Genomic DNA, 21,349 nt, shown 5'->3' with positions numbered 1-21,349 from the left:
GGTCGGGTTCAGGCCCCCTGGCGGGAGCCCTCGCCCGACCGCTTGGGAGATCCTCTCCCAAACCCTCTGAGGTATTTTCGGCAAAATGAAGGAGCTAATCGGTCCTGTCGATTAAAAAGGGCGATTACTGGCGATTGATAGCAGGGTGGGCGCGCGGATAGGCTTTGGCGAGGCTGATTTGCGGAGGGGTTCGATGGCTGAGATTCCAGGGCGCGCGCGCGTCGTGATCATTGGCGGCGGGGTCGTGGGGGCCTCGGTGCTCTATCACCTGGGGGCGCGGGGCTGGTCGGATTGCGTTCTGCTTGAGAAGAACGAGCTGACCGCCGGATCGACCTGGCACGCGGCGGGGAATGTGCCGACCTTCAGCACCTCCTGGGGCATCATGAACATGCAGCGCTATTCGACCGAGCTTTATGCGCGCTTGGGCGATGAGGTCGATTACCCGATGAATTATCACCAGTCCGGGTCTCTCAGGCTGGCGCATTCGGAGCTGCGGATGCAGGAGTTTCAGCGCGCCGCCGCGATGGGGCGCTACCAGGGGATGGATATAGAGATCCTCAGCCCTGAAGAAACAAAGGCGCGCTATCCGTTCCTGGAAACACATGACCTGGCGGGCGCGCTCTATGATCCGAATGACGGCGATATTGACCCGGCGCAGCTGACCCAGGCCCTGGCCAAGGGCGCGCGGGAGATGGGGTGCGCGATCCTGCGGTTTACGCCTGCGACAGGCGTGACGCAGAACGGCGAGGGCTGGATTGTCCACACCGAAAAGGGCGATATCGCCTGTGACTACGTGGTCAATGCCGCAGGCTATTACGCGCAGCGGGTGGGCGAGTGGTTCAAGCCCTATGGCGGGCGCACCGTGCCGATGATGGTGATGAGCCATCAGTACCTGCTGTCGGAGGAGGTGCCGGAGGTTGTGGCCTGGTCGAAGGAGAACGGTCGCAAGCTGCCGCTTCTGCGCGATGTCGATGTCTCCTACTATTTGCGGCAGGAGAAGAACGGATTCAACCTTGGGCCCTATGAGCCGAATTGCCGGGCCGCATGGGAAGACCCCGGCGATCCGATGCCCGAGGATTTCAGCTTTCAGCTCTACCCCGACGATCTGGACCGGATCGAGGAGATCGTGACAGATGCCATGGAGCGGGTGCCGCTTTTGGGCACCTCCGGTGTCAGCCGCGTCATCAACGGTCCGATCCCCTATGCGCCCGACGGGCTGCCGCTGCTTGGACCGATGCCGGGGGTGAAAAACGCCTTCGAGGCCTGCGTCTTCACCTTCGGCATTGCGCAGGGCGGCGGGGCGGGCAAGGTGCTGGCCGAATGGATCGTCGATGGCGCGACCGAATGGGACATGTGGGCCGTCGATCCGCGCCGCTACACAGATTACACCGATCACGCCTATTGCGTCGCCAAGGGGATGGAGACCTATGGCAACGAATACGCGATGCATTTCCCCTGGCATGAATGGCCCGCCGGACGCGACCGGAAGCTGTCGCCCGTGCATGACCGCGTGATCGCGGCGGGCGGCGTGATGGGCGCCTATAACGGGTGGGAGCGGGCGAACTGGTTCGCCAAGCCGGGCGACGATACCTCGCTTGAGGCAACGCATACCTGGGGCCGCAGCGGCCCGTGGGAGGCGCGCATCCGCGAGGAATGCGAGGCGGTGCGCGATCATGTCGGCGTGCTGGACCTGCCGGGGTTCTCGCGGTTCAAGGTCGAAGGGCCGGGCGCGGATGAGTGGCTGCGCGGGCTGGTGGCCGGGGCGCTGCCGAAACTGGGCCGCGCCGGTCTGGTCTATTTCGCCGATCATCGCGGGCGGATCGTGACCGAGATGACAGTCGCGCGCGACGCGGAGGATCTGTTCATCCTGGTCACGGCGGCCTCGGCGCAATGGCATGACCGGGATTGGTTGACGCGCCACATGCCGCAGGATGCGGGGTTCACCCTGACAGACTGGACCGACCGGATGTCGACCCTGATCGTGACCGGGCCGAAGTCGCGCGACCTGATGGCGACGCTTTGCGATGCCGACCTGACCCTGCCCTGGCTGAGCCTTCAGGAGACCGAGATCGCGGGCGGTTGGGCGGCGCTGGTGCGGCTGTCCTTTGCGGGCGAGTTGGGATGGGAAATCCATGCCGAGACCGCGGAAATGCCCGCGATCCATGATGCGGTGATCGCCGCCGGGGCCAAGCCCTTTGGCATGTATGCGTTGAACAGCCTGCGGCTGGAGAAGGGATACCGCGCTTGGAAGGGCGATCTGTCCACCGATTACAGCCTGCTTGAAGGCGGGCTGGACCGCTTTGTCAAGCTGGACAAGCCGCAGGAGTTTCCGGGCAAAGCCGCGCTTATGGCCGAGAAGCAGCGCGGCGTGTCCAAGCGCTTTGTGACGCTGATCGTGGAGGCGGGGGAGGCCGATGCGCCCTATATGTCCTGCCTCTGGCACGGCGATGAGATCGTCGGCGAGACCACCAGCGGCGGCTGGGGCTACCGGGTGAATGCCTCGATCGCGCTTGGCATGGTGCGGGCCGAACTGGCGGTGCCGGGGACCGAGTTGGAGGTAGAAATCTACGGACAGAAACACCGCGCGGTGGTGCAGGAGGATCGGCCGCTGTGGGATCCCGAGAATGAAAGGTTGCGGGCGTGAGCCGCGTGACCCTCATGGACGGCTCCATCGGGCAGGAGCTGGTCAAGCGGGCGGGCGACCGTCCGACGCCGCTCTGGTCCACCACGGTGATGATGGAGAAACCCGATCTGGTGGCGGGGCTGCACCGGGATTACTTCGCCGCGGGGGCGACGGTGGCGACGGCCAACACCTACGCGGTGCTGCGCGACCGGCTGGTGCGCGCGGGCGTCGAGGAGCGGTTCGAGGATCTGCTGGCCGCGGCGGTGGGTGGCGCTGTCGCGGCGCGGGAGGCTTTTGGCGCTGGACGGGTGGCGGGCGCGCTTGGGCCGCTCGGGGCGTCCTACCGGCCCGACCTGTGCCCCGACCCGCAAGAGGCGGGGGCGATCTACGCCGAGATCGTGGGGCTGATCCGCGACCGGGTCGACCTCTTCCTGATCGAAACGGTGGTGTCGGTGAAGCATGCAATCGGGGCGTTGGAGGGGACGAAGGAGGCGGGCAAGCCGGTCTGGCTGGCGGTCTCGACCATGGACGGGGATGGAACGCGGCTGCGTTCGGGCGAGGGGGTGGATGACCTGGCCCCTGTGGTCGCGGATTTCGCGCCCGAGGCCGTATTGATCAACTGCACCCGGCCCGAGGTGGTGGCCGACGGGCTGGAGATCCTCAAGGGGTTCGGGGTGCCGTTCGGGGCCTATGCCAACGGGTTCACGCGCATTTCCGAAGGATTCCTGGAAGAGGCGCCGACGGTGGATGCGTTGCAGGAACGCGCGGATATGACGCCCGACGCCTATGCCAGGCTCGCGCTCACCTGGGTCGATCAAGGCGCCACGATCCTCGGTGGTTGCTGCGAGATCGGCCCCGCCCATATCGCGGAAATCGCCACGCGGCTGCGCGCCGCGGGTCACCAGATAATCTGAGGTCGCGCCATGAAACCCATTCCCACCCACGCCCGTGCCGTCATCATCGGGGGCGGCGTCTCGGGCTGTTCGGTCGCCTATCACCTGGCGAAACTGGGCTGGACCGACATCGTGCTGCTGGAGCGCAAGCAGTTGACCTGTGGCACCACGTGGCATGCGGCGGGGCTGATCGGGCAGCTTCGGAATACCCACAACGCGACGCAATTGGCGAAGTATTCCGCCGGTCTTTATGTCGATCTGGAGGCTGAAACCGGCGTGGCCACGGGGATGCGGCAGAACGGGTCGATCTCGGTCGCGTTGACGGAGCACCGGCACGAGGAATTGCTGCGCCAGGCGACGCTGGCGCGCGCGCTGGATGTGGAGGTGGCGGAGATCTCGCCCGCAGAGGTCAAGGCGATGTATCCGCATCTCAATGTCTCGGACGTGGTCGGCGCGGTGCATCTGCCGCTCGATGGGCAATGCGACCCCGCCAATATCGCCATGGCGCTGGCCAAGGGCGCGCGGATGCGGGGCGCGCAGGTGATCGAGGGTGTGAAAGTGGCGCGCGTCACCGATGACGGCGCGCGGGTGACCGGCGTGGATTGGGAGCGCGGCGGTGAACAGGGCCATATCGCGGCGGATGTGGTGATCAATTGCGGCGGCATGTGGGGGCGCGATCTGGCGGCTGCATCCGGCGTCACGCTGCCCCTGCACGCGTGTGAGCATTTCTACCTGCTGACCGAACCCGTTGAAAACATGGGGAGGCTGCCGGTGCTGCGGGTGCCCGATGAATGCGCCTATTACAAGGAGGACGCGGGCAAGATGATGCTCGGCGCGTTCGAGCCGCGCGCGAAGCCCTGGGGGATGGCGGGCATTCCGGAGGATTTCGAGTTTGACAGCCTCCCCGAGGATTTCGACCATTTCGAGCCCATTCTTGAGATGGCGATGAACCGGGTGCCGCTGTTCGAGACGGCGGGCATTCATACGTTCTTCAACGGACCGGAAAGCTTCACCCCGGATGACCGTTATTACCTGGGCGAAGCGCCGGAATTGCGCGGCTACTGGGTTGCGGCCGGGTATAACTCCATCGGCATCGTCTCCTCGGGCGGGGCGGGCATGGCGCTGGCGCAGTGGATCGAGGATGGCGAGCCGCCCTTTGACCTGTGGGAATCCGACATCCGCCGGGCGCAGCCGTTCCAGCGCAACCGGCGCTATCTGCGCGAGAGGGTGAGCGAGACATTGGGCCTGCTCTATGCCGATCACTACCCCTACCGGCAGGTGGAAACCGCGCGTGGCATCAGGCGGTCGCCCCTGCATGAACATTTGAAAGCGCGCGGCGCGGTGTTCGGGGAAATGGCCGGATGGGAGCGGGCCAATTGGTTCGCGGATGAGGGGCAGGAGCGCGAATATCGCTACGACTGGAAGGGGCAGAACTGGTTCGCCAACCATGCCGCCGAACACAAGGCGGTGCGCGAAGCGGTCGGGTTCTTCGACATGACCAGTTTCGGCAAGATCCGGGTCGAGGGGTCGGGGGCGCTGGCCTTCCTGCAACGGGTCTGCGGCGGGCAGATGGATGTCGCGGCGGGGCGCATCGTCTATACGCAGATGCTGAACGCGCGCGGCGGGATCGAATGCGACCTGACGGTGACGCGGTTGTCCGAGACCGCGTTCTTCCTCGTCGTGCCGGGGGCGACGCTGCAACGCGATCTTAACTGGCTGCGGCGGAACCTTGGCGACGACCTGGCGGTGATCACGGATGTGACGGCGGCGGAGGCGGTTCTGTGCGTCATGGGACCGAAGGCGCGCGAGGTGATGCAGGCGGTCAGCCCCGACGATTTCTCCAACGCCGCGCACCCCTTCGGGACCGCGCGCGAGATCGAGATCGGGATGGGGTTGGCGCGGGCGCATCGGGTCACCTACGTGGGTGAATTGGGGTGGGAGCTCTATGTCTCCTCCGATCAGGCGGCGCATGTCTTCGAGACGCTGACGGAGGCCGCGCCGGAGATGAAGCTCTGCGGGATGCACACGCTGGATTCGTGCCGGACCGAGAAGGCGTTTCGCCATTTCGGACATGACATTTCCGATGAGGATCACGTGCTTGAGGCGGGGCTTGGCTTTGCCGTCAAGCCCGACAAGGGCGATTTCATCGGGCGTGACGCGGTGTTGCGCAAGCGCGAGGAAGGTCTGGCGCGGCGGCTGGTGCAGTTCCAGCTGCGCGACGCTGAGCCGATGCTGTTCCACAATGAGGCGATCATCCGCGATGGCAAGATGGTGGGCTACCTCACCTCGGGCAATTACGGGCATCATTTGGGCGCGGCTGTCGGGCTTGGCTATGTGCCCTGCAAGGGCGAGGCCCCCGCCGATGTGCTGGCCTCATCCTACGAGATCGAGATTGCAGGCACGCGTCAAGAGGCCATGGCCAGTTTGAGGCCGCTCTATGACCCACGGTCGGAAAGGGTGAAGCAATGACGACGGAAACCTCCACACGCGCGAAGCGGTCGGGCGGGCGCGCCGCCCGCAAGGCCCTGCGCGCGGCCCCGCTGGCCGAGAACATGCGCCCCGTGCGCCCCGGATTGTCGGGCGGGCAATACAAGCCCCTGAGCGAGGCCAATATCGCCCGCATCCATGAGGCCGCGTTGCAGGCTTTGGAGCAGATCGGACTGGCGCAGGCCCCGCCCTCGGGGGTGGTGGCGATGACGGCGGCGGGCGCGGTACAGGGCGATGACGGGCGGCTGCGATTTCCGCGTGCCTTGGTCGAGGACATGCTGGCGCTGGCGGCGCGCGACATCACCTTGATGGCGCGCGATCCGAAACACGATCTGCACCTGTCGGGCACGCGCGTGCATTACGGCACGGCGGGCGCGGCGGTGCATGTGGTTGACCTGGAGAATGACGATTACCGCGAAAGCAGCACCGCCGATCTCTATGCCGCCGCGCGGCTGGTGCAGCATCTGGACAATGTGCATTTCTTCCAGCGGCCCATGGTCTGCCGCGATATAACCGACAATTTCGACATGGATATCAACACGATATTCGCAAGCTGTTCCGGCACGACCAAGCATATCGGCACCTCGTTTTCCGACCCCTCCCATGTCGCGGGCTGTTTCGACCTTCTGCACATGATCGCGGGCGGCGAGGCGGCGTGGCGGGCGCGGCCCTTCGTGTCGAACTCCAACTGTTTCGTCGTGCCGCCGATGAAATTTGCCGAGGAAAGCTGCCTGGTGATGGAGGATTGCATCCGGCGCGGGATGCCGGTTCTGCTGCTTTCCGCCGGTCAGGCCGGGGCCACTGCGCCCGCGCCGATTGCATCCGCCATCGTGCAGGCCGTCGCCGAATGCCTGGCGGGGGTGGTCTATGTCAATGCGATCCAGCCGGGTCATCCGGCGGTGTTCGGCACCTGGCCCTTTGTCAGCGACCTGCGCACCGGCGCGATGTCGGGCGGGTCGGCGGAACAGGCGCTGCTGACGGCGGGCTGCGCGCAGATGCACCAGTTCTACGGCCTTCCGGGCGGCGCGGCGGCGGGGATCTCGGACAGCAAGCTGCCCGACATGCAGGCCGGGTGGGAACAGGGGATCACCAATGTGATGGCGGGGCTTTCGGGCCTCAACATGGTCTATGAGGCGGTGGGGATGCATGCCTCGCTGCTTGGGTATTGCCTGGAAAGCCTGGTGATGGGCGATGACATCCTGGGGCAGGCGCTGCGCTGTGTGCGGGGCATCGACGTGACCGAGGATGCGCTGTCGATCGAGGTGATGCGCGCGGTTTGCCTGGAGGGGCCGGGGCATTACCTGGGATCGGATCAGACGCTGGCGCTGATGCAGACGGAATATATCTACCCGGCGGTCGGCAACCGGATGAGCCCGAAGGAATGGGGCGAGGCGGGCAAGCCCAAGCTGCTGGACGCCGCGATTGCGCGCAAGAATGCGATTCTTGAGAAGGCGGGCAGCACGCTGGCCCCGGATATCGACCGGGCGATCCGGGCGCAGTTCAACATCGTGATCTGAACGGAACCCCGCCCTTGCAAGCTGCGTTTCCCCTGCATTGCAACGCAAGCAGGAGGGCGCGCGCCAATGCCCGCAGAATCGAAAGCACAACAGAAAGCGGCCGGGGCGGCCCTGGCGGCCAAGCGCGGCGAAACCAAGGTATCCGAGCTGCAAGGCGCCTCGAAGGAGATGTATGACGAGATGAGCGAGGCGGAGCTGGAGGATTACGCCGCGACCGACCGCAACGGGCTGCCCGACAAGAAAGACGGCTGAGCGCATTTTGGCCGACCGCCATGAGGGGCGGGAACGAACGCCTCTTCCGCCACGTTTTCCTTGCAGAGACCTGAAAGGAGACCTGGACATGGATGATTATGTGAAATCGACGCCCCTGATCAGTTCGGGCGATGTGAACGGCAACCCCGTCGTGGACCCGAGCGGTGCCAAGATCGGCGAGATCGACCACCTGATGATCGAACGCGAAACCGGCCAGGTGGCCTATGCCAGTGTCGGCTTCGGCGGCTTCCTCGGCCTTGGCAAGGATCACTACCCGGTGCCGTGGAAGAGGTTGCGCTACGACCCCTCGCTTGGGGCGTATCGCACCGACATCACGGAAGAAGAGGTCAAGGGCGCCCCCGAGCCGCATGACGAATGGTACCGCGACCGGCAGTGGGAACAACGCGCCCACGACCATTTCGGGGTGCCGTATTACTGGTTCTGAACGGTCGCACGATCCGGCCCGCGACTCACGCGCGCCGGTCTGGGGTGCCGAATGCGGTTCAGATCCAAATTGGATCAGTCGCAAAGTTCCGGGTGCCCGTAGGCCTCTGGGTAGGGCATCGGCCTGAATGGTCCCAATGGGACGGTGCCGTTCCACGATCTGCCGAAATAGCCTTGCCGGCAATGGATCAGCGATCCGCTGCCCGCGACTCCGGGCAGGGCATGGGCACGGCACAGCCAGTGCCACAAATGTGGATAATCCAGGATGCGCGCGCCATTCAGCTTCATCCGGACGTAATAGACCGGGTCGTGACGGTAGAGGGTCGGGAACAGGCGCAGATCGGCTTCGGTGAAACGTGGGCCGGTCAGGAAAGGGCGACCGTCGGACAACCGGGCCTCCAGGGCGTCCAGCGCAATGAAATAGGCCTTGAACGCATCTGAATAGGCAGCCTGGTCCGATGAGAACCCGGCCTTGTAGGCCCCGTTGTTGATGGCGGTGTAGATCAGGTCGTTGAGATCCTCGATCTCGCTGCGAAGGCCGGGCTGAACCGGGTAGAGGTCGGGCCTGTCGGTGTCGGACAGCGTGCTGCCAAGCGGCCCGGCGGCGGCGTTCAACATGCGCAGGATCTCGGCGCTCTCGTTATTGACGATGCGGCCCGCTTGCTTGTCGTAGAGGATCGGAACGGATTGTTCGTCGGACCCTTCAGCGCGGTAGATGCCGCGGACAAGACGGTGCGATCTGCCTGTCCCGGTCTCGGATGTGCATTCAGGCAGTGGCGCGCCGGTCAGGCTGGCGGGACGGGTTGGGTTGAACTGCCACAGGTTCGGACCTTCGGGGTCATCTTCGCCAGTGCGGTTCGGAAACACCACATCCATCGTTAGTGCATCGCCCAGACCCAGGACGTTCCGGGCCAGCGTGACGCGGTGGCACCAGGGGCAGTTCAGGGCCACGAAGAGGTGGTAGCGTCCTGGCTCTGGCGGGAAATCGGGATCGCCAATGGCTTGCCGGAAGCCGCTGACGCCCCGCACGAATTCGCCCTCTGCCCGGCGTTTGGCGGCGTCGGTCTGGTCTTCCTCGACGGATGCGTCTTTGCGTGGTTCGGTCATGCCAGCCCCCCCATCCCTCGGAAGGTGAGGCAAGATGAACGGCACGGCAAGCCCTTCTTCGGCTGTCCGATGCCGTTGCGGTCCCGGTTCGGGGCCGCGCCCGCCCATCCTTCATCAAGGGCATTCTGCGCCGTTGCCGATGTAGGTGCGCGCGTAGTGTTTCGCCCGCCCCTGCGCCGATAATCAGAACCCGGGACGCTTCGTGCAGGGCGGCGTTTCAGCGCGCATTGTCGGCCCTTGGCCCCTCAATGTCGCCCGTCGCGGATTTGAACGGTGCGGAATTCCACGAGCCGGTGGCCAGCACGATATAGTCGCCCGCAATCTGCGTGCCGTCGGCCAGCATTACCCCGGTACCGTCAATCGAAGCGGCCTCGCCCCGGATCACCCGCCCGCGCCCCAGCAGCCCGTCGTAGGGGATCAGCGCCCGGTCCAGCAGCGCCGGGTCGACCATGGCGCGGATCATCGCGGGGGCGTGGGTGAAATGGCTAGCGCGCTCGATCAGGGTGACATCCATCACCGCGTCGAGCGATTTCGCCAGGTCGCTGCCCAGGTAGCCGTCACCGACGATGACAAGCTTCGGCTCGCTTGACTTCGGGCTCATGCGGCCTCTCCTTTGCGTGCCTGTTCCGTGACCAGTCCTGAGAGAGCGGCGTCCAGCGCCGCGATGTCCTCGACACGGGTGAGCGACCCGGTCTCGGCGTCCCAAGCTTCGCCCCATGTGCCGATCCCTTGCACGCCGCGCAGATCGGCCCGAAGAACGGCGCCAGCTGCGCTTGATGGCCCAGCACGCCCGCGCCGGCCCGCGGCCCCGGCGAGGCGGCAAGGAAGACGACAGGCTTGCCCTGCCAGACCTGTCTGTCGATCCGGCTCATCCAGTCAAAGAGGTTCTTCTAGGCGGATGTGACCGTGCCGTTATGCTCGGCGAAGGAGACCAGCACCGCTTCCGCCGCGCCGATCAGGTCGAAGAAGCTCCGGGCAGCCTGCGGGATACCGGACGCACGCTCGCGATCGATGGAGTAGATCGGCATTTCGAAGTCGGTCAGGTTGACGAAGGCGACCTCCGCTTCCTGCGACACCGAGGAGCGGAGGCGCTTGGCGGCGAATTCAACCAGGGCGCGGTTGATGGAATTGCGGCTGTTGGTGGCCGCCAGCCCGGCCGCGTGCTGCGCTAAGCCAATGGCTTCGCGCGCGGCCTCCTACACCATCTCCAGGGACACTACCCTGATCCGAGTTCATGATCTCCGGCTTGCCAAACCTACGGATCGCTTCGTTCAAAGCTTTCAGGCACGGCGCAGTTTCCAGTGTGACCGAGAGTCGCGAGGCCAGCACCTTCCGGCTGAACCAGTCGAGCACGGCAACCAGATAAACAAACCCTCGGGCCATGGGGATGTAGGTAATGTCCATCGCCCAGACCTGATTGGGACGGTTCACCGCCAGCTTGCGCAACAGATACGGATATATCTTGTGGCCGGGTGTGGGTCTGCTGGTGTTCGGCCTGCGATAGAGCGCCTCTATCCCCATCACCATCATGCAAGTCGCGACGTGCAGCCGACCAGCGGTGAAGCCTTCCTGGCGCAAAAGCCCCCTTCATCATCCGGCTTCCGGCGAACGGATACTCCACCCCGCCCATCGGGCTGCAAGCCGGTGCAAGACACTCGGAAAGACCTCAGAAGCCAGCGGTCCCGATAGCCGCCTCCAGCCAGATGGCAGCGAAGAGGGTGAAAAGATAGTAGAGCGTCAGCCGGAAGAACCGGCGTTCGGTCTCGTAACGGTCGGCGCCGGCCGCGTCCTCGCCCCGCGCCGAGATCGCCGCGGCACCACGCAAGAGCGCAACGTTCAGCACCACCGCTGCCGCCAGGAAGATCGGGCCGCCAATGGCCGAAACCCCCACGCCCACGGATATGACCGCCAGCACGACACTGTAGAGCAGGATGCGTCGCCGCGTCACCGCACGGCCGTGGGTGACGGTCAACATCGGAACCCCGGCGCGGGTGTAATCGTCGTGCATGTAAAGCGCCAGCGCCCAGAAATGCGGCGGTGTCCAGAAGAAGATCAGGCCGAACAGCATCAGGCTCTCTATCCCGACCGAACCGGTCGCGGCTGCCCAGCCGATCATCGGCGGGAACGCGCCGGCGGCGCCGCCGATCACGATATTCTGCGGTGTCCGCCGCTTCAGGATCATCGAGTAGATCACGGCGTAGAAGAAGATGGTGAACGCCAGAAGCCCCGCAGCCAGCGCATTCGACACCGCCCACAGGGCGGCCACCGACAGGACCGACAGAGCCAGGCCGAAGACCAGCGCTGCGCGTGGCGTGACCTGGCCGTTGGGAATCGGCCTGTTGCGGGTGCGCCGCATCTGGGCGTCGATATCGGCATCCCACCACATGTTCAAAGCGCCCGAGGCGCCGGCGCCGATGGCGATGAACAGCAACGACAGGATGGCGTTCAGTGGACCCACCGCAACCGGGGCGGCAAAGACCCCCACAGTCGCGGTAAAGATCACCAGTGACATGACGCGCGGCTTCAGAAGCGCCAGATAGCTGGGCAATCCGGACCGGAGCAGGCCGGTCGCGTTGCTGGTGGTATCGGACATCGGTCACTCTCGCTCGGATGAGGGGTGGTGGGCCCGGCGCGTGCGCCGGACCGTGTTCTGATCGTGACTCGGCCCGCCGGTCACATCTCCATGGCCATGCCTTCGGTCGCCATCTGGCCCATCATGCCCATCTGCATGTGATAGGGCAGCATGCACATGAACATCCAGGCACCGGGCGCGAGCACCTCGGCGACGAATGTGATCTCCTCTCCCGGCAGAACCAGCGACTGCTCGTAGAGCGCTTCGTGCTCCAGCAGGTTCCAGTCCGCACGACGGGCGCGGTAGTTCACACCCTGCATCTGCGCCATGCCCATGAACATGAACTCGTGCACGATATTGCCGTCATTGCGCAGGGTGAAGCGGATCCGCTCGCCGGGTTGGGCGTCGATTTCAAGGTCCGAGAACGTCCATTCCGACATCGACAGTTCGATCTCACGATCGAAGTCGCCCTCGTCGGTGATGATCAAACCGGCCATCTGACCTGCCATCAGCCGCTCGGCTTCCTCCTCGTCGAAAGCACCGCCTTCGGCCATGTCCATGCCACCGTCGGCAGCCATGTTCATGTCACCGTCGGTGGCCATGTCCATGCCGCTGTCCGCGGCCATGTTCATGTCGCCATCAGCGGCCATGTTCATGTCGCCGTCAGCGGCCATGTTCATGTCGCCGTCAGTGGCCATGTTCATGTCGCCGTCAGTGGCCATGTCCATGTCGCCGTCCGCGGCCATGTTCATGTCACCGTCAGCGGCCATGTCCATGCCGCCGTCAGCGGCCATGTTCATGTCGCCATCAGCGGCCATGTCCATGTCACCGTCAGCGGCCATGTCCATGTCACCGTCAGTGGCCATGTCCATGTCGCCATCAGCGGCCATGTCCATGTCGACATCAGCGGCCATGTCCATATCGCCGTCAGCGGCCATATCCATGTCACCATCGCCGCCCATGTCCATGCCGCCCATGTCCATGCCACCCATGTCCATGCCACCCATGTCCATATCCATGTTCGCCATGGCGGCCTCGATCATCGCTTCATCTTCGGGCGGCACCCCGAAAATGTCGTGCTCGATTTCTTCGTTCTCGAACATGATCCCTTCCGGCAGGATGCCCTCTTCGCGAAGCCGCACGATCTCGCCAACCGCAGGCGTGGCCTGCACTGTCGGCGGGGTCTGAACGACGATGAAATAGCCTGTCCCTCCAAGAAGGATCAGCCCAATTATCAGAAACAATCGCATGATCATTTTAGGTTCTCCTTCCTATTCCGCAGGGACCGGCTTGGCCGAGCCGGCTTTGGCGCTGTCGCTGTCGCCGATTGCCCAGGGGTCGCCGGACACGGCGACGCCACGGGTTGAGCTGCGCATGATGTTATAGACGAACACGATAAAGCCGAGGCCGATCAGGTAGGCCGCCCCGGTCAGGATCAGTTGCGGTGTCGACCATTGCGGCAGGTCCAGGTAATCCACCACCCAGCGCGGGAAGTAGTTGAACCCCAGCAGGTACATCATCGTGACCTTGGTGAAGATGCCGATCTGCCAGAACCAGAAATGGGTGTTTCCCATTCCCTGACTGTACATCCGGCCCGTGAAGTAGGGATAGAGGTAGTAGATCCCCGCCATTGCCATATTGGCCATGAAGCCCACGAACATCGCGTGGAAATGCGCCGGCACGAAGTAGGTGTTGTGCACGAAATCGCTGTCGGTCGCGATCTGGGCGTTCACATAGGCCGTCACACCGCCGTACATCAGAAAGAAGATCGACGCGATCATGAACTTGAACGGCACCGCGCGCCGCGCCGTATCCGGAATCGGATCGGACCAGAGCGTGGCGATCCAGTTGAACACATGCAGCGTGGACGGGATGAAGATCAGCAGCGTCAGGATCTGTGTCGCGCGCTGCAACCAGCCGCTGACGTTTTCGGCCGGCTGGAAGTGATGAGGATACACGATAAAGCCCAACAGCGTCAGCAGTGCAAAAGCCGTGACCGCCGACCAGTAGCTCCAGATCGGGCGACCCAGATAGCGCGGCAGAAGCGTATAGAGGATCGCCACCGTCGGCATCAGCGGCAGATAAACCGCCGGGTGGCCATAGAACCAGAACATGAACATGAAGGTCATCACGTCGCCGCCGCGCGCCGGATCGAACAGCGCCGTCATTTCCAGCCAGTCGGTCAGCATGACAACACCGACAAGCCCGAGAATGGGGGTCGACAGGGCCAGCAGGATACCTTCGGAAATCGCGCCCCAGCCCATCAGGGGCAGCTTGCTGTATCCCTTGCGCCTGGCCGCCGCCAAACCGTTCTTCAGCAGCACCGCACCGGCGAGAAACTCCGAGAGCGCCACCAGGGCAACCGCGACATATCCCATCCAGACCAGGCTGCCCCCAACGCGCAGAGACATGGGCGGATAGAATGTCTAGGTGAAATCGGGCCGCGAGATCACCAGCAGCACCGCGGCCAGGATCAATGTCCAGTAGCTCCATTGCGCGCCGCGCGCCCACAGCAGTTCCTCGGTGCCGAGGATCTTGGGCATCATGTAGTACATGATCGAAACCACGAACGGAATGATGAACCCGAAGACCATGAACATGCCGTGCAAGGTCATCAGCGACATGTAGGGTCTGGCATCCAGGATCTGAATGTCGGGATAGGCCAGTTCGGTCCTGAACAAGATCGCCATCAGGCCGCCAAGGCCAAGCATCACCACCGAGGTCAGCATCCCCTTGATCGCGATGTGCCGGTAGTGGTCGGAAAAAAGCAGCGTTGAAAGGGTCATCTTGCCGATGACGTCCTCCGGCTCCCAGTGGGGTTTTGTCCCCATACGTTCTGCATCATGTGCACTTGCCATGGTGCGGACTCCTCAATTCTGAATGCGTTGTCACGGATGGGCCCAGGATCAGGCCGCGTCCCCTTCATGATCTTCGTCGCCATCGCCTTCGTCGTCCTGAACGACAAGCCAGGCCTTCATCTGCGCGTGTCCCACGCCGCAGTAGTTCAGGCACTGGACAAGGTAGCGGCCCGGCTCCTCGGGCGCGCGGATCCATACGTTGCGCTCGGCGCCCGGCTCGAACTCGGCGGTGATGCCGGCGGCGGGGATGTTGAAGCCGTGGATGACGTCATTGGCGAACAAGCTGAACAGCACCCTTTCACCGGGCTGAACGACCGCCGCATTGCGCGAGATCTCATCCTCTTCGTTGATGAAGGCAAAGCCCCACTGAAAGGCCAGAACACGGATAACCCGGTCGAACTCCCCCTCTCCGGGTTCATAGCCGACTTCCAGAACGCCTTCTTCTTCCAGCGGTGCCTGATAGGCAGCGAAAATCTCGGCGCTGCGCCGATCGCCGTACCAGACCATCACCAGAAGGAGGCCGACGAACAGGAACTCCATCGAATACGGCAATCGCCAGCGCGCCGGCAGGAACAGCGCGGCGAACAACGCCGCAATCCCCAGCCCCAGCACCACAAAAACTATGATGATCATCGTGGACTGGTAACCGGCCAGTCCGAGTGCATTTTCCATTGCAATTCTCCTTCCCTTGAACGTGTTTCCTGGCGGCCCGCACAACGGGCAGCCGCGACAAACGGTTCAGAGGATCGGAGGATGGAACCTCGGGTCGGCAGGCAGGTCGGCCGCGTGAACCTCGGTGCGGAGATAGCGGACCGTCGCAAACGAGATGTTCTCGGGGTTCAACTCGGCGATACTGGTCAGGCCCAGCAAGCCGCAATGGGTCGGGCCGGAAGACATGTTGGCACACAGGCCCGACATCGGACAGGCTGCATAACCTCTCGGTTCGTCGTCACCGGCGTCACAGGGCTGTTCGGCCAGGCTGCCGGAAACCTCGGCCTGGCAGGCCTGCGAGGCGGATTCCCGAGACATGTCGGAGGTCATCCCTCCGCCCATCGACGCAGCCGTAGATGTCGAAAGTCCGATGGCGATCGTCAGAACGATCATCATCGAAATAAAAGTGCAAACGCACCTTTGCGAAATAAAACTGGCCGTCCCCAATGACATGGCCAACGCTCCCCTGATGCGACACATTATCACATGAAACATAATAATCAATCGTCTTGGCCCCGGCCGCGAGAATTTCGAAGAAGGACGTGCATTTCCGCACGCGGCGAGCGACCTGTCGGTGCGCAGTTTCCGACCCGCCGGGGCGCCTCGGCTGGTGCCTACGCTCAGGCCCGGCGATGTGGTGGTGATGGACTATCTCGGCAACCACAAAGGCCAGGCCGTCCGACAGGCAATCCGCACGGCTGGCGCCAACCTTCTGTTCCTGCCGCCCCTACAGCCCTGACCTGAACCCGATAGAACAAGTCTTCGCCAGGCTCTAACACAGGATCCGCAAAACGGCTGCCAGATTCCGCGAGTCCCTCCGGCGCGCCGTTGGTGCCGTCCTCAACAAATTCACTCCACAAAAGTGTGCAAATCACCTCGCAAAAGCCGGATGCGCTTCCGTCAAAACCTGAAACGCCCGAGTTCTTAATCGGACTCTTAGATCGCTTCGGGTCCTTTCGGTCGATAGGGCGCGTCGGCATTCTTGAACACGACGTAGATGGCCGGGATCACCAATACCGTCAGCAAGGTTGACGAGGCCAGCCCGAACAAAAGCGAAATCGCCAATCCCTGGAAGATCGGATCGGTCAGGATGACCGAGGCCCCGATCATCGCGGAAATCGCCGTCAGCAGGATCGGCTTGGACCGGATCGCCCCCGCGCGCAGCAGCGTTTCGCGCAACGGCTCACCCTCGGCCGCGCCATGGCGGATGAAATCGACCAGCAGGATCGAGTTTCGCACGATAATCCCGGCCAAAGCGATAAACCCGATCATCGAGGTCGCGGTGAAGGGCGCGTTGAACAGCCAGTGGCCGAAGACGATGCCGATAAAGGTCAGCGGGACGGGTGTGAGGATGACAAACGGCACCCGGAACGACCCGAATTGCGCCACCACCAGCACATAGATCGCCAGGATCGCCACGGAAAAGGCGGTGCCCATGTCGCGGAAGGTGACATAGGTAACCTCCCATTCGCCATCCCAGAGCAGCGTCGGCGTGGTGTCGCTGGCGGGCTGGCCATAGAAGCTGATCTCGGGGCGCGGCACCGCGTCCGACCAGGGCCGGTCATCCAGCGCGTCCTGCACCGCGATCATGCCGTAGATGGGGGCCTCGAAATCGCCCGCCATCTCGGCCATCACCATCTCGGCAAAGCGGCCATTGCGGCGGAAGATCGGATAACTGCCCAGCTCTTCGCTGACCGAAACCACGTCGCCCAGTTCCACCACGCCACGATCTCCGGGCAATAGGTTGGCGGGAACCGGGGTCGAGGCCAAGCGTTCGGTCCAGGTCAGCTCGCCACGCGGCAGCGCCACCAGGATCTCGGTCGGATCGCGGCCTTCGCCACGATGCGAATAGCCCACCGGGACGCCTTCAAACAGCGCCTGGATGGTCTGGTAGACATCGCTTTGACGGACCCGGAAGAACTCCAGGCTGTCCTGGTCGATGGCCAGCCGCAAGCGCGGACGCGGAACGCCGAAACTGTTCTCGATATCGACGATATAGGGCACCGAGGCGAAGGCTTCGCTGACTTCGCGGGCGACGGCGCGGCGGGTGTCGGCATCGGGGCCGTAGATCTCGGCCAGCAGAGTGGCCAGAACCGGGGGCCCGGGTGGCACTTCGGCGATGCGGATCGAGCCGCCTTCGGGAAGCTCGATATCGGCCAGCAATTCGCGCGCTTCGAGAGCCACGTCATGCGAGACGCGGGTTCGTTCGTCGCGCGGCAGCAGGTTGACCTGCAAATCGCCCAGTTCGGGGCGGTTGCGCAAGTAATAATGGCGCACCAGACCGTTGAAGTTGAACGGCGCGGCGGTGCCGGCATTCATCTGGATCGAAGTGGCCTCGGGCAGGGCGGCCAGGCGTTCGCCGGCCTCGGCCAGAATGCGCTCGGTGCGTTCCAGGCTGGTGCCTTCGGGCATGTCGAGGATCACCTGAAACTCGGATTTATTGTCGAAGGGCAAGAGCTTGACCGTCACGGTGCGATCAAAGAAGAAGGTCAGCGATCCCGCCGTCAGGGCCAGCACAATCACCAGCAGCAGCCCCGAGCGCCAGCGGCTGGCGACAATCGGTGTGGCGGCCCGGCGGAAGATCCGGCCAACAAGGCTTTCCCGGTCATCGTCATGATCCCCGGCCGTCATGGCACCGCGCCCGGCGATGCGCATCATCAGCCACGGGGTCAGGATCACGGCCACGAAAAAGGAAAAGACCATCGCCGCCGAGGCATTGACCGGGATCGGGGCCATATAGGGCCCCATCAACCCCGAGACGAACAGCATCGGCAACAGCGCGGCGATCACGGTCAGGGTGGCGATGATGGTGGGGTTGCCAACCTCGGCCACGGCCTCGATCACCGCCTGGGTGCGGGTGCGGCGGCCGCCCATGGCCCAGTGCCGGGAGATGTTTTCGATCACCACGATGGCGTCATCGACAAGGATCCCGATCGAAAAGATCAGCGCAAAGAGCGAGACTCGGTTAATCGTATAGCCCATGAAATTCGAGGCAAAGAGCGTCAGCAAAATGGTTGTGGGGATCACGATGCCCACCACGAGCCCTTCGCGCCAACCGATGAAAAGCACCACCAAAAGCGCGATGGAAACGGTGGCAAGGCCGAGGGTGAAGATCAGTTCATCGGCCTTTTCATCGGCGTTCTCGCCGTAGTTGCGGGTGATTTCGACCGTAATATCCTCGGGGATCAGTTCGCCGCGCAGGAGCTCCAGCCGCTCCATCACGTTTTCGGCCACCCATACGGCATTGGCCCCCTCGCGCTTGGCAATGGCCAGCGTGACGGCGGGCAGTCGGGTCCACTCGGTCTCGCCCTCTTCGCGGGTCAGGGTCCAGCTGCGTGCCTCGACCGGCGCGCCGCCGACGATGACATCGGCAACATCGCGGACATAGACCGGGCGCCCATCGCGGGTCGTCAGCTGCAGCAGGCCGATATCGCCGGGGCCGCGCAGCGTTTGTCCCGCGGTAACGGAGAGCGTGCGGTCCAGCGTCGAGACTTCTCCGGCGGGAAAGGTCTGGTTGGCCTCGGAAACGCGCGCGGCCAGCTGTTGCAGGGTGACGCCGTAAAGCGCCAACTGTTCGGGGTCGGGCTCGATCCGGATCTGATCGGTGCGCCCGCCCACGATATAGGTCAAGCCGACATCCTCGACCGACATCAGCGCCGCGCGCAATTCTTCGGCCAGCGAATAGAGCGCCCGGTCGTCCCAGTGTTCGGCGGACTCGGGCGCGGGCGAAAGCGTCAGCGACACGATGGCGACATCATTGATGCCGCGCCCGACGATCAAGGGCTGCGGAATGCCCTGCGGGATGCGATCCATATTGGCCATGATCCGTTCGTTCACCCGCAGGATGGCGTCATCGGGGTCGGTGCCGACCTCGAACCGCGCGGTGACCATGACCCGGTCATCCTCGGTCTGCGAATAGACATGCTCAACCGCGTTGATCGACCGCAGAATCGCCTCCAGCGGTTCGGTCACAAGTTCCACCGCGTCGGTCGCGCGCAGCCCATCGGTACGCAGCATCACATCGACCATCGGCACCGAGATCTGAGGTTCTTCCTCGCGCGGGATAACCGTTAGCGCGATCAATCCCACGGCCAGCGAGGCCAACAGCAAGAGCGGTGTCAGAGCCGAGCGGACAAAGGCACGCGTCAGGTGCCCGGAAATCCCCAATTTCATGGCCGCACCACCCGGTCGCCAACTGACAACCCTGTCAGAATTTCAACACCTTGCGGGGTTTCCGCCCCGAGGAGGACAACAATGTCATGCCTGCCTTCCTCGGTTTCGACGGTGACGAAATCATTGCCGAACCGGGTGGAAATATAGGCGCGTGGCAAGATGATCGTTTCGCGTCGCTCGACCGTCACGTGCACGCGCACGCGCTCGCCGACAAAGAAGCTGCCCAATCCGTCGACCTCGGCATCGGCGATGACGCGCCCGTTTTCGATACGCGGATAGACCTGGACGATCACGCCGGTGGGGGCCACATCTGCCCCGAGCGCCGCCCCGGCAACCTCGATCTCGTCGCCCTCGGAGATGGAGCGGGCGTGGCGTTCGGGCAGGTTCAGACGCAACAGGTAGCGGTCCGAGGCGATGATGGCGACCGGTTCACCCGGTAACATGACGCTTCCTTGCGGGCTCCGAACGTCCAGCACGCGGCCCGCGGCGGGGGCCAGAACCGCGCCCTCGCGTTCCTGTTGCACCAGCACATCGCGCGCCTGGTTGGCAGCGGCCAGGCGGCCTTCGAGCACCGCCACCGCGGTTTGCGCCTGATCCAGCCTGGTCTGCGCGACGATGCCGCGTTCAAAGAGATCCTCGGCGCGGGCCAGGTCTTCGCGGGCCTGGACCAGTTCGGCCTCGAGCGCATCGGCCTGCGAACTGGCAGAGGCGATCTGCGGGGCCATCTGATCATTGACCACCAACGCCAGCACTTCGCCCGCCGCGACGCTGTCGCCCTCATCGACCATCAGTTCCGCGATGGTGCCGCCGATGCGGGTCCGCGCGGTCAGGGTATCGACGCTTTCCACCGTTGCGAACACCGCCTTGCGGTCGGCGATCATGGTGGTCGTGACCTCGAGAACCGGCGCGGTTTGGGACAGGGCGGGCGTGGCAAGAAATATGGAAAGGAGTAAGGGCTTGAACATGGCAGAGCTTTCAGCGTCGGGTGTCGGAGGCGGGAAGACGGGGTGGCGGGATGGGTAGTTGACAGAAAGATTAGCAAAATCTAAATTAGTTATTACTGAATTAGTGTCAACCGGATTGATATGCCTTTATGTCGCAGTTCCAAAACCACGCCTTGGCAGATCTGGAAGCCCGCGCCGAGGAGATCGCCGGGCTGCTCAAGCTGATGTCCAACAAAAGCCGGTTGCTGATCCTGTGCCGACTTTCATCCGGCAAGGCCTCGGTATCCGAGCTTTGCGCGGTCGTGGGGCTGTCGCAATCGGCGATTTCGCAGCATCTGGCCAAAATGCGGCGGGACGGGTTGGTCAAGGGTGAGAAAGATGGCTTGCAGATAAACTATTCGATCACCGATCCGCGTTGTCTGGATCTATTGGCACATTTGAGTTGCCAAGAACCTCGTGACGTCAAGTAGGTGCCGTTCCGGTCGTGGAGAATTGCCGGTTGACGAGCGGAGCAAGGTGAGCCGAAGATTTCGGGCCAAAGCACGTGAAATCGGTGAAGGTTGCGGCCCGCAACGGGCCCGATTCACATTGGTCCAACCTAACGACGGTTCGGCGTGCAGCGATTGATTGCAGATATGCAGAAAAGGTGGCCGAGCTTGGGACTGTAGCGTTTGTTCCATCGGTTCTCGAAAGCAGTGTCCCAACAGTTGGTGTAACTCCCGCCGGTAGCGCGGGCTGAGCGGAGCCTTCGCATAGCGAAGCGAGGCC

Annotated in this window: 15 protein-coding genes and 4 pseudogenes; 8 read left to right on the top strand and 11 right to left on the bottom strand. The window is 63.7% G+C overall.

Going from position 1 to position 21,349, the window contains the following annotated elements; genetic code table 11:
- Positions 1–193: 193 nt before the first annotated feature.
- The 6 genes from HNS34_RS09810 to HNS34_RS09785 all read left to right on the top strand — a co-directional run bounded on the left by HNS34_RS09810 (position 194) and on the right by HNS34_RS09785 (position 8,217).
- Positions 194–2,644: a GcvT family protein gene (locus HNS34_RS09810; protein ID WP_172319890.1), complete on the top strand. Its 2,451-nt coding sequence runs from the start codon at positions 194–196 to the stop codon at positions 2,642–2,644.
- Positions 2,641–3,537: a homocysteine S-methyltransferase family protein gene (locus HNS34_RS09805; RefSeq protein ID WP_172319889.1), complete on the top strand. Its 897-nt coding sequence runs from the start codon at positions 2,641–2,643 to the stop codon at positions 3,535–3,537. Before HNS34_RS09810 ends, HNS34_RS09805 begins: the two co-directional genes overlap by 4 nt.
- 9 nt (positions 3,538–3,546) lie before the next feature.
- Entirely contained in the window at positions 3,547–5,985 is a 2,439-nt protein-coding gene (locus HNS34_RS09800; RefSeq protein WP_172319888.1) for a GcvT family protein, read from the top strand.
- The gene (locus HNS34_RS09795) at positions 5,982–7,520 is read left to right on the top strand and encodes a trimethylamine methyltransferase family protein (protein WP_172319887.1); all 1,539 of its coding nucleotides are present in this window, start codon (positions 5,982–5,984) and stop codon (positions 7,518–7,520) included. Before HNS34_RS09800 ends, HNS34_RS09795 begins: the two co-directional genes overlap by 4 nt.
- A gap of 66 nt (positions 7,521–7,586) precedes the next feature.
- Positions 7,587–7,772, top strand: coding sequence for a DUF3008 family protein (locus HNS34_RS09790; RefSeq protein WP_172319886.1), 186 nt, complete (start codon positions 7,587–7,589; stop codon positions 7,770–7,772).
- Between the two features lie 88 nt (positions 7,773–7,860).
- Positions 7,861–8,217 (top strand): PRC-barrel domain-containing protein, encoded by a 357-nt coding sequence (locus tag HNS34_RS09785; protein WP_172319885.1) that lies wholly within the window; start codon positions 7,861–7,863, stop codon positions 8,215–8,217.
- A gap of 74 nt (positions 8,218–8,291) precedes the next feature.
- On the opposite strand, the gene HNS34_RS09780 is transcribed toward HNS34_RS09785, so the two are convergent.
- The 9 genes and pseudogenes from HNS34_RS09780 to HNS34_RS09735 form a co-directional block, all read right to left on the bottom strand.
- A complete protein-coding gene (locus HNS34_RS09780) occupies positions 8,292–9,323 on the bottom strand; it encodes a glutathione S-transferase C-terminal domain-containing protein (protein ID WP_172319884.1) in 1,032 nt (343 codons plus the stop codon).
- Positions 9,324–9,540: 217 nt separating this feature from the next.
- A complete protein-coding gene (locus HNS34_RS09775; RefSeq protein WP_172319883.1) occupies positions 9,541–9,924 on the bottom strand; it encodes an NAD-binding protein in 384 nt (127 codons plus the stop codon).
- A pseudogene (locus HNS34_RS20990) lies at positions 9,881–10,435 on the bottom strand (NADPH-dependent FMN reductase). Before HNS34_RS20990 ends, HNS34_RS09775 begins: the two are co-directional and overlap by 44 nt.
- A 103-nt stretch (positions 10,436–10,538) precedes the next feature.
- A pseudogene (locus tag HNS34_RS09765) lies at positions 10,539–10,944 on the bottom strand (transposase); the annotation flags it as partial.
- Between the two features lie 45 nt (positions 10,945–10,989).
- The gene (locus HNS34_RS09760; RefSeq protein ID WP_172319882.1) at positions 10,990–11,916 is read right to left on the bottom strand and encodes a heme o synthase; all 927 of its coding nucleotides are present in this window, start codon (positions 11,914–11,916) and stop codon (positions 10,990–10,992) included.
- Positions 11,917–11,996: 80 nt separating this feature from the next.
- Positions 11,997–13,151, bottom strand: a complete 1,155-nt coding sequence (locus HNS34_RS09755; protein WP_172319881.1) for a multicopper oxidase domain-containing protein — start codon at positions 13,149–13,151, stop codon at positions 11,997–11,999.
- Positions 13,152–13,166: 15 nt separating this feature from the next.
- Positions 13,167–14,681 (bottom strand): annotated as a pseudogene (locus HNS34_RS09750) (cytochrome c oxidase subunit I).
- Between the two features lie 120 nt (positions 14,682–14,801).
- On the bottom strand, positions 14,802–15,425 hold the full coding sequence (locus HNS34_RS09740) for a cupredoxin domain-containing protein (RefSeq protein WP_172319878.1): 624 nt from the start codon (positions 15,423–15,425) through the stop codon (positions 14,802–14,804).
- A gap of 66 nt (positions 15,426–15,491) precedes the next feature.
- Positions 15,492–15,860 carry a hypothetical protein gene (locus tag HNS34_RS09735; protein ID WP_172319877.1) on the bottom strand — a complete coding sequence of 123 codons (369 nt, stop codon included), beginning with the start codon at positions 15,858–15,860 and terminating at the stop codon, positions 15,492–15,494.
- Between the two features lie 208 nt (positions 15,861–16,068).
- On the opposite strand from HNS34_RS09735, the pseudogene HNS34_RS21085 reads away from it, so the two are divergent.
- Positions 16,069–16,237: pseudogene (locus HNS34_RS21085) on the top strand (transposase); the annotation flags it as partial.
- A gap of 163 nt (positions 16,238–16,400) precedes the next feature.
- On the opposite strand, the gene HNS34_RS09730 reads toward HNS34_RS21085, so the two are convergent.
- Together HNS34_RS09730 and HNS34_RS09725 are read right to left on the bottom strand one after the other, a co-directional pair.
- Positions 16,401–19,637: an efflux RND transporter permease subunit gene (locus HNS34_RS09730; protein ID WP_172319876.1), complete on the bottom strand. Its 3,237-nt coding sequence runs from the start codon at positions 19,635–19,637 to the stop codon at positions 16,401–16,403.
- The gene (locus HNS34_RS09725) at positions 19,634–20,602 is read right to left on the bottom strand and encodes an efflux RND transporter periplasmic adaptor subunit (protein WP_172319875.1); all 969 of its coding nucleotides are present in this window, start codon (positions 20,600–20,602) and stop codon (positions 19,634–19,636) included. The genes HNS34_RS09730 and HNS34_RS09725 overlap by 4 nt, the downstream gene beginning before the upstream one ends.
- Positions 20,603–20,754: 152 nt before the next feature.
- Here HNS34_RS09725 and HNS34_RS09720 point away from each other — a divergent pair, with 152 nt between their 5' ends.
- Positions 20,755–21,051 (top strand): ArsR/SmtB family transcription factor, encoded by a 297-nt coding sequence (locus tag HNS34_RS09720; RefSeq protein WP_235952682.1) that lies wholly within the window; start codon positions 20,755–20,757, stop codon positions 21,049–21,051.
- Positions 21,052–21,349: the final 298 nt, after the last annotated feature.

Source organism: Alterinioella nitratireducens, assembly GCF_013155465.1.
Taxonomy (GTDB): domain Bacteria; phylum Pseudomonadota; class Alphaproteobacteria; order Rhodobacterales; family Rhodobacteraceae; genus Alterinioella; species Alterinioella nitratireducens.
This window is presented reverse-complemented; position numbering and strand designations above follow the sequence as displayed.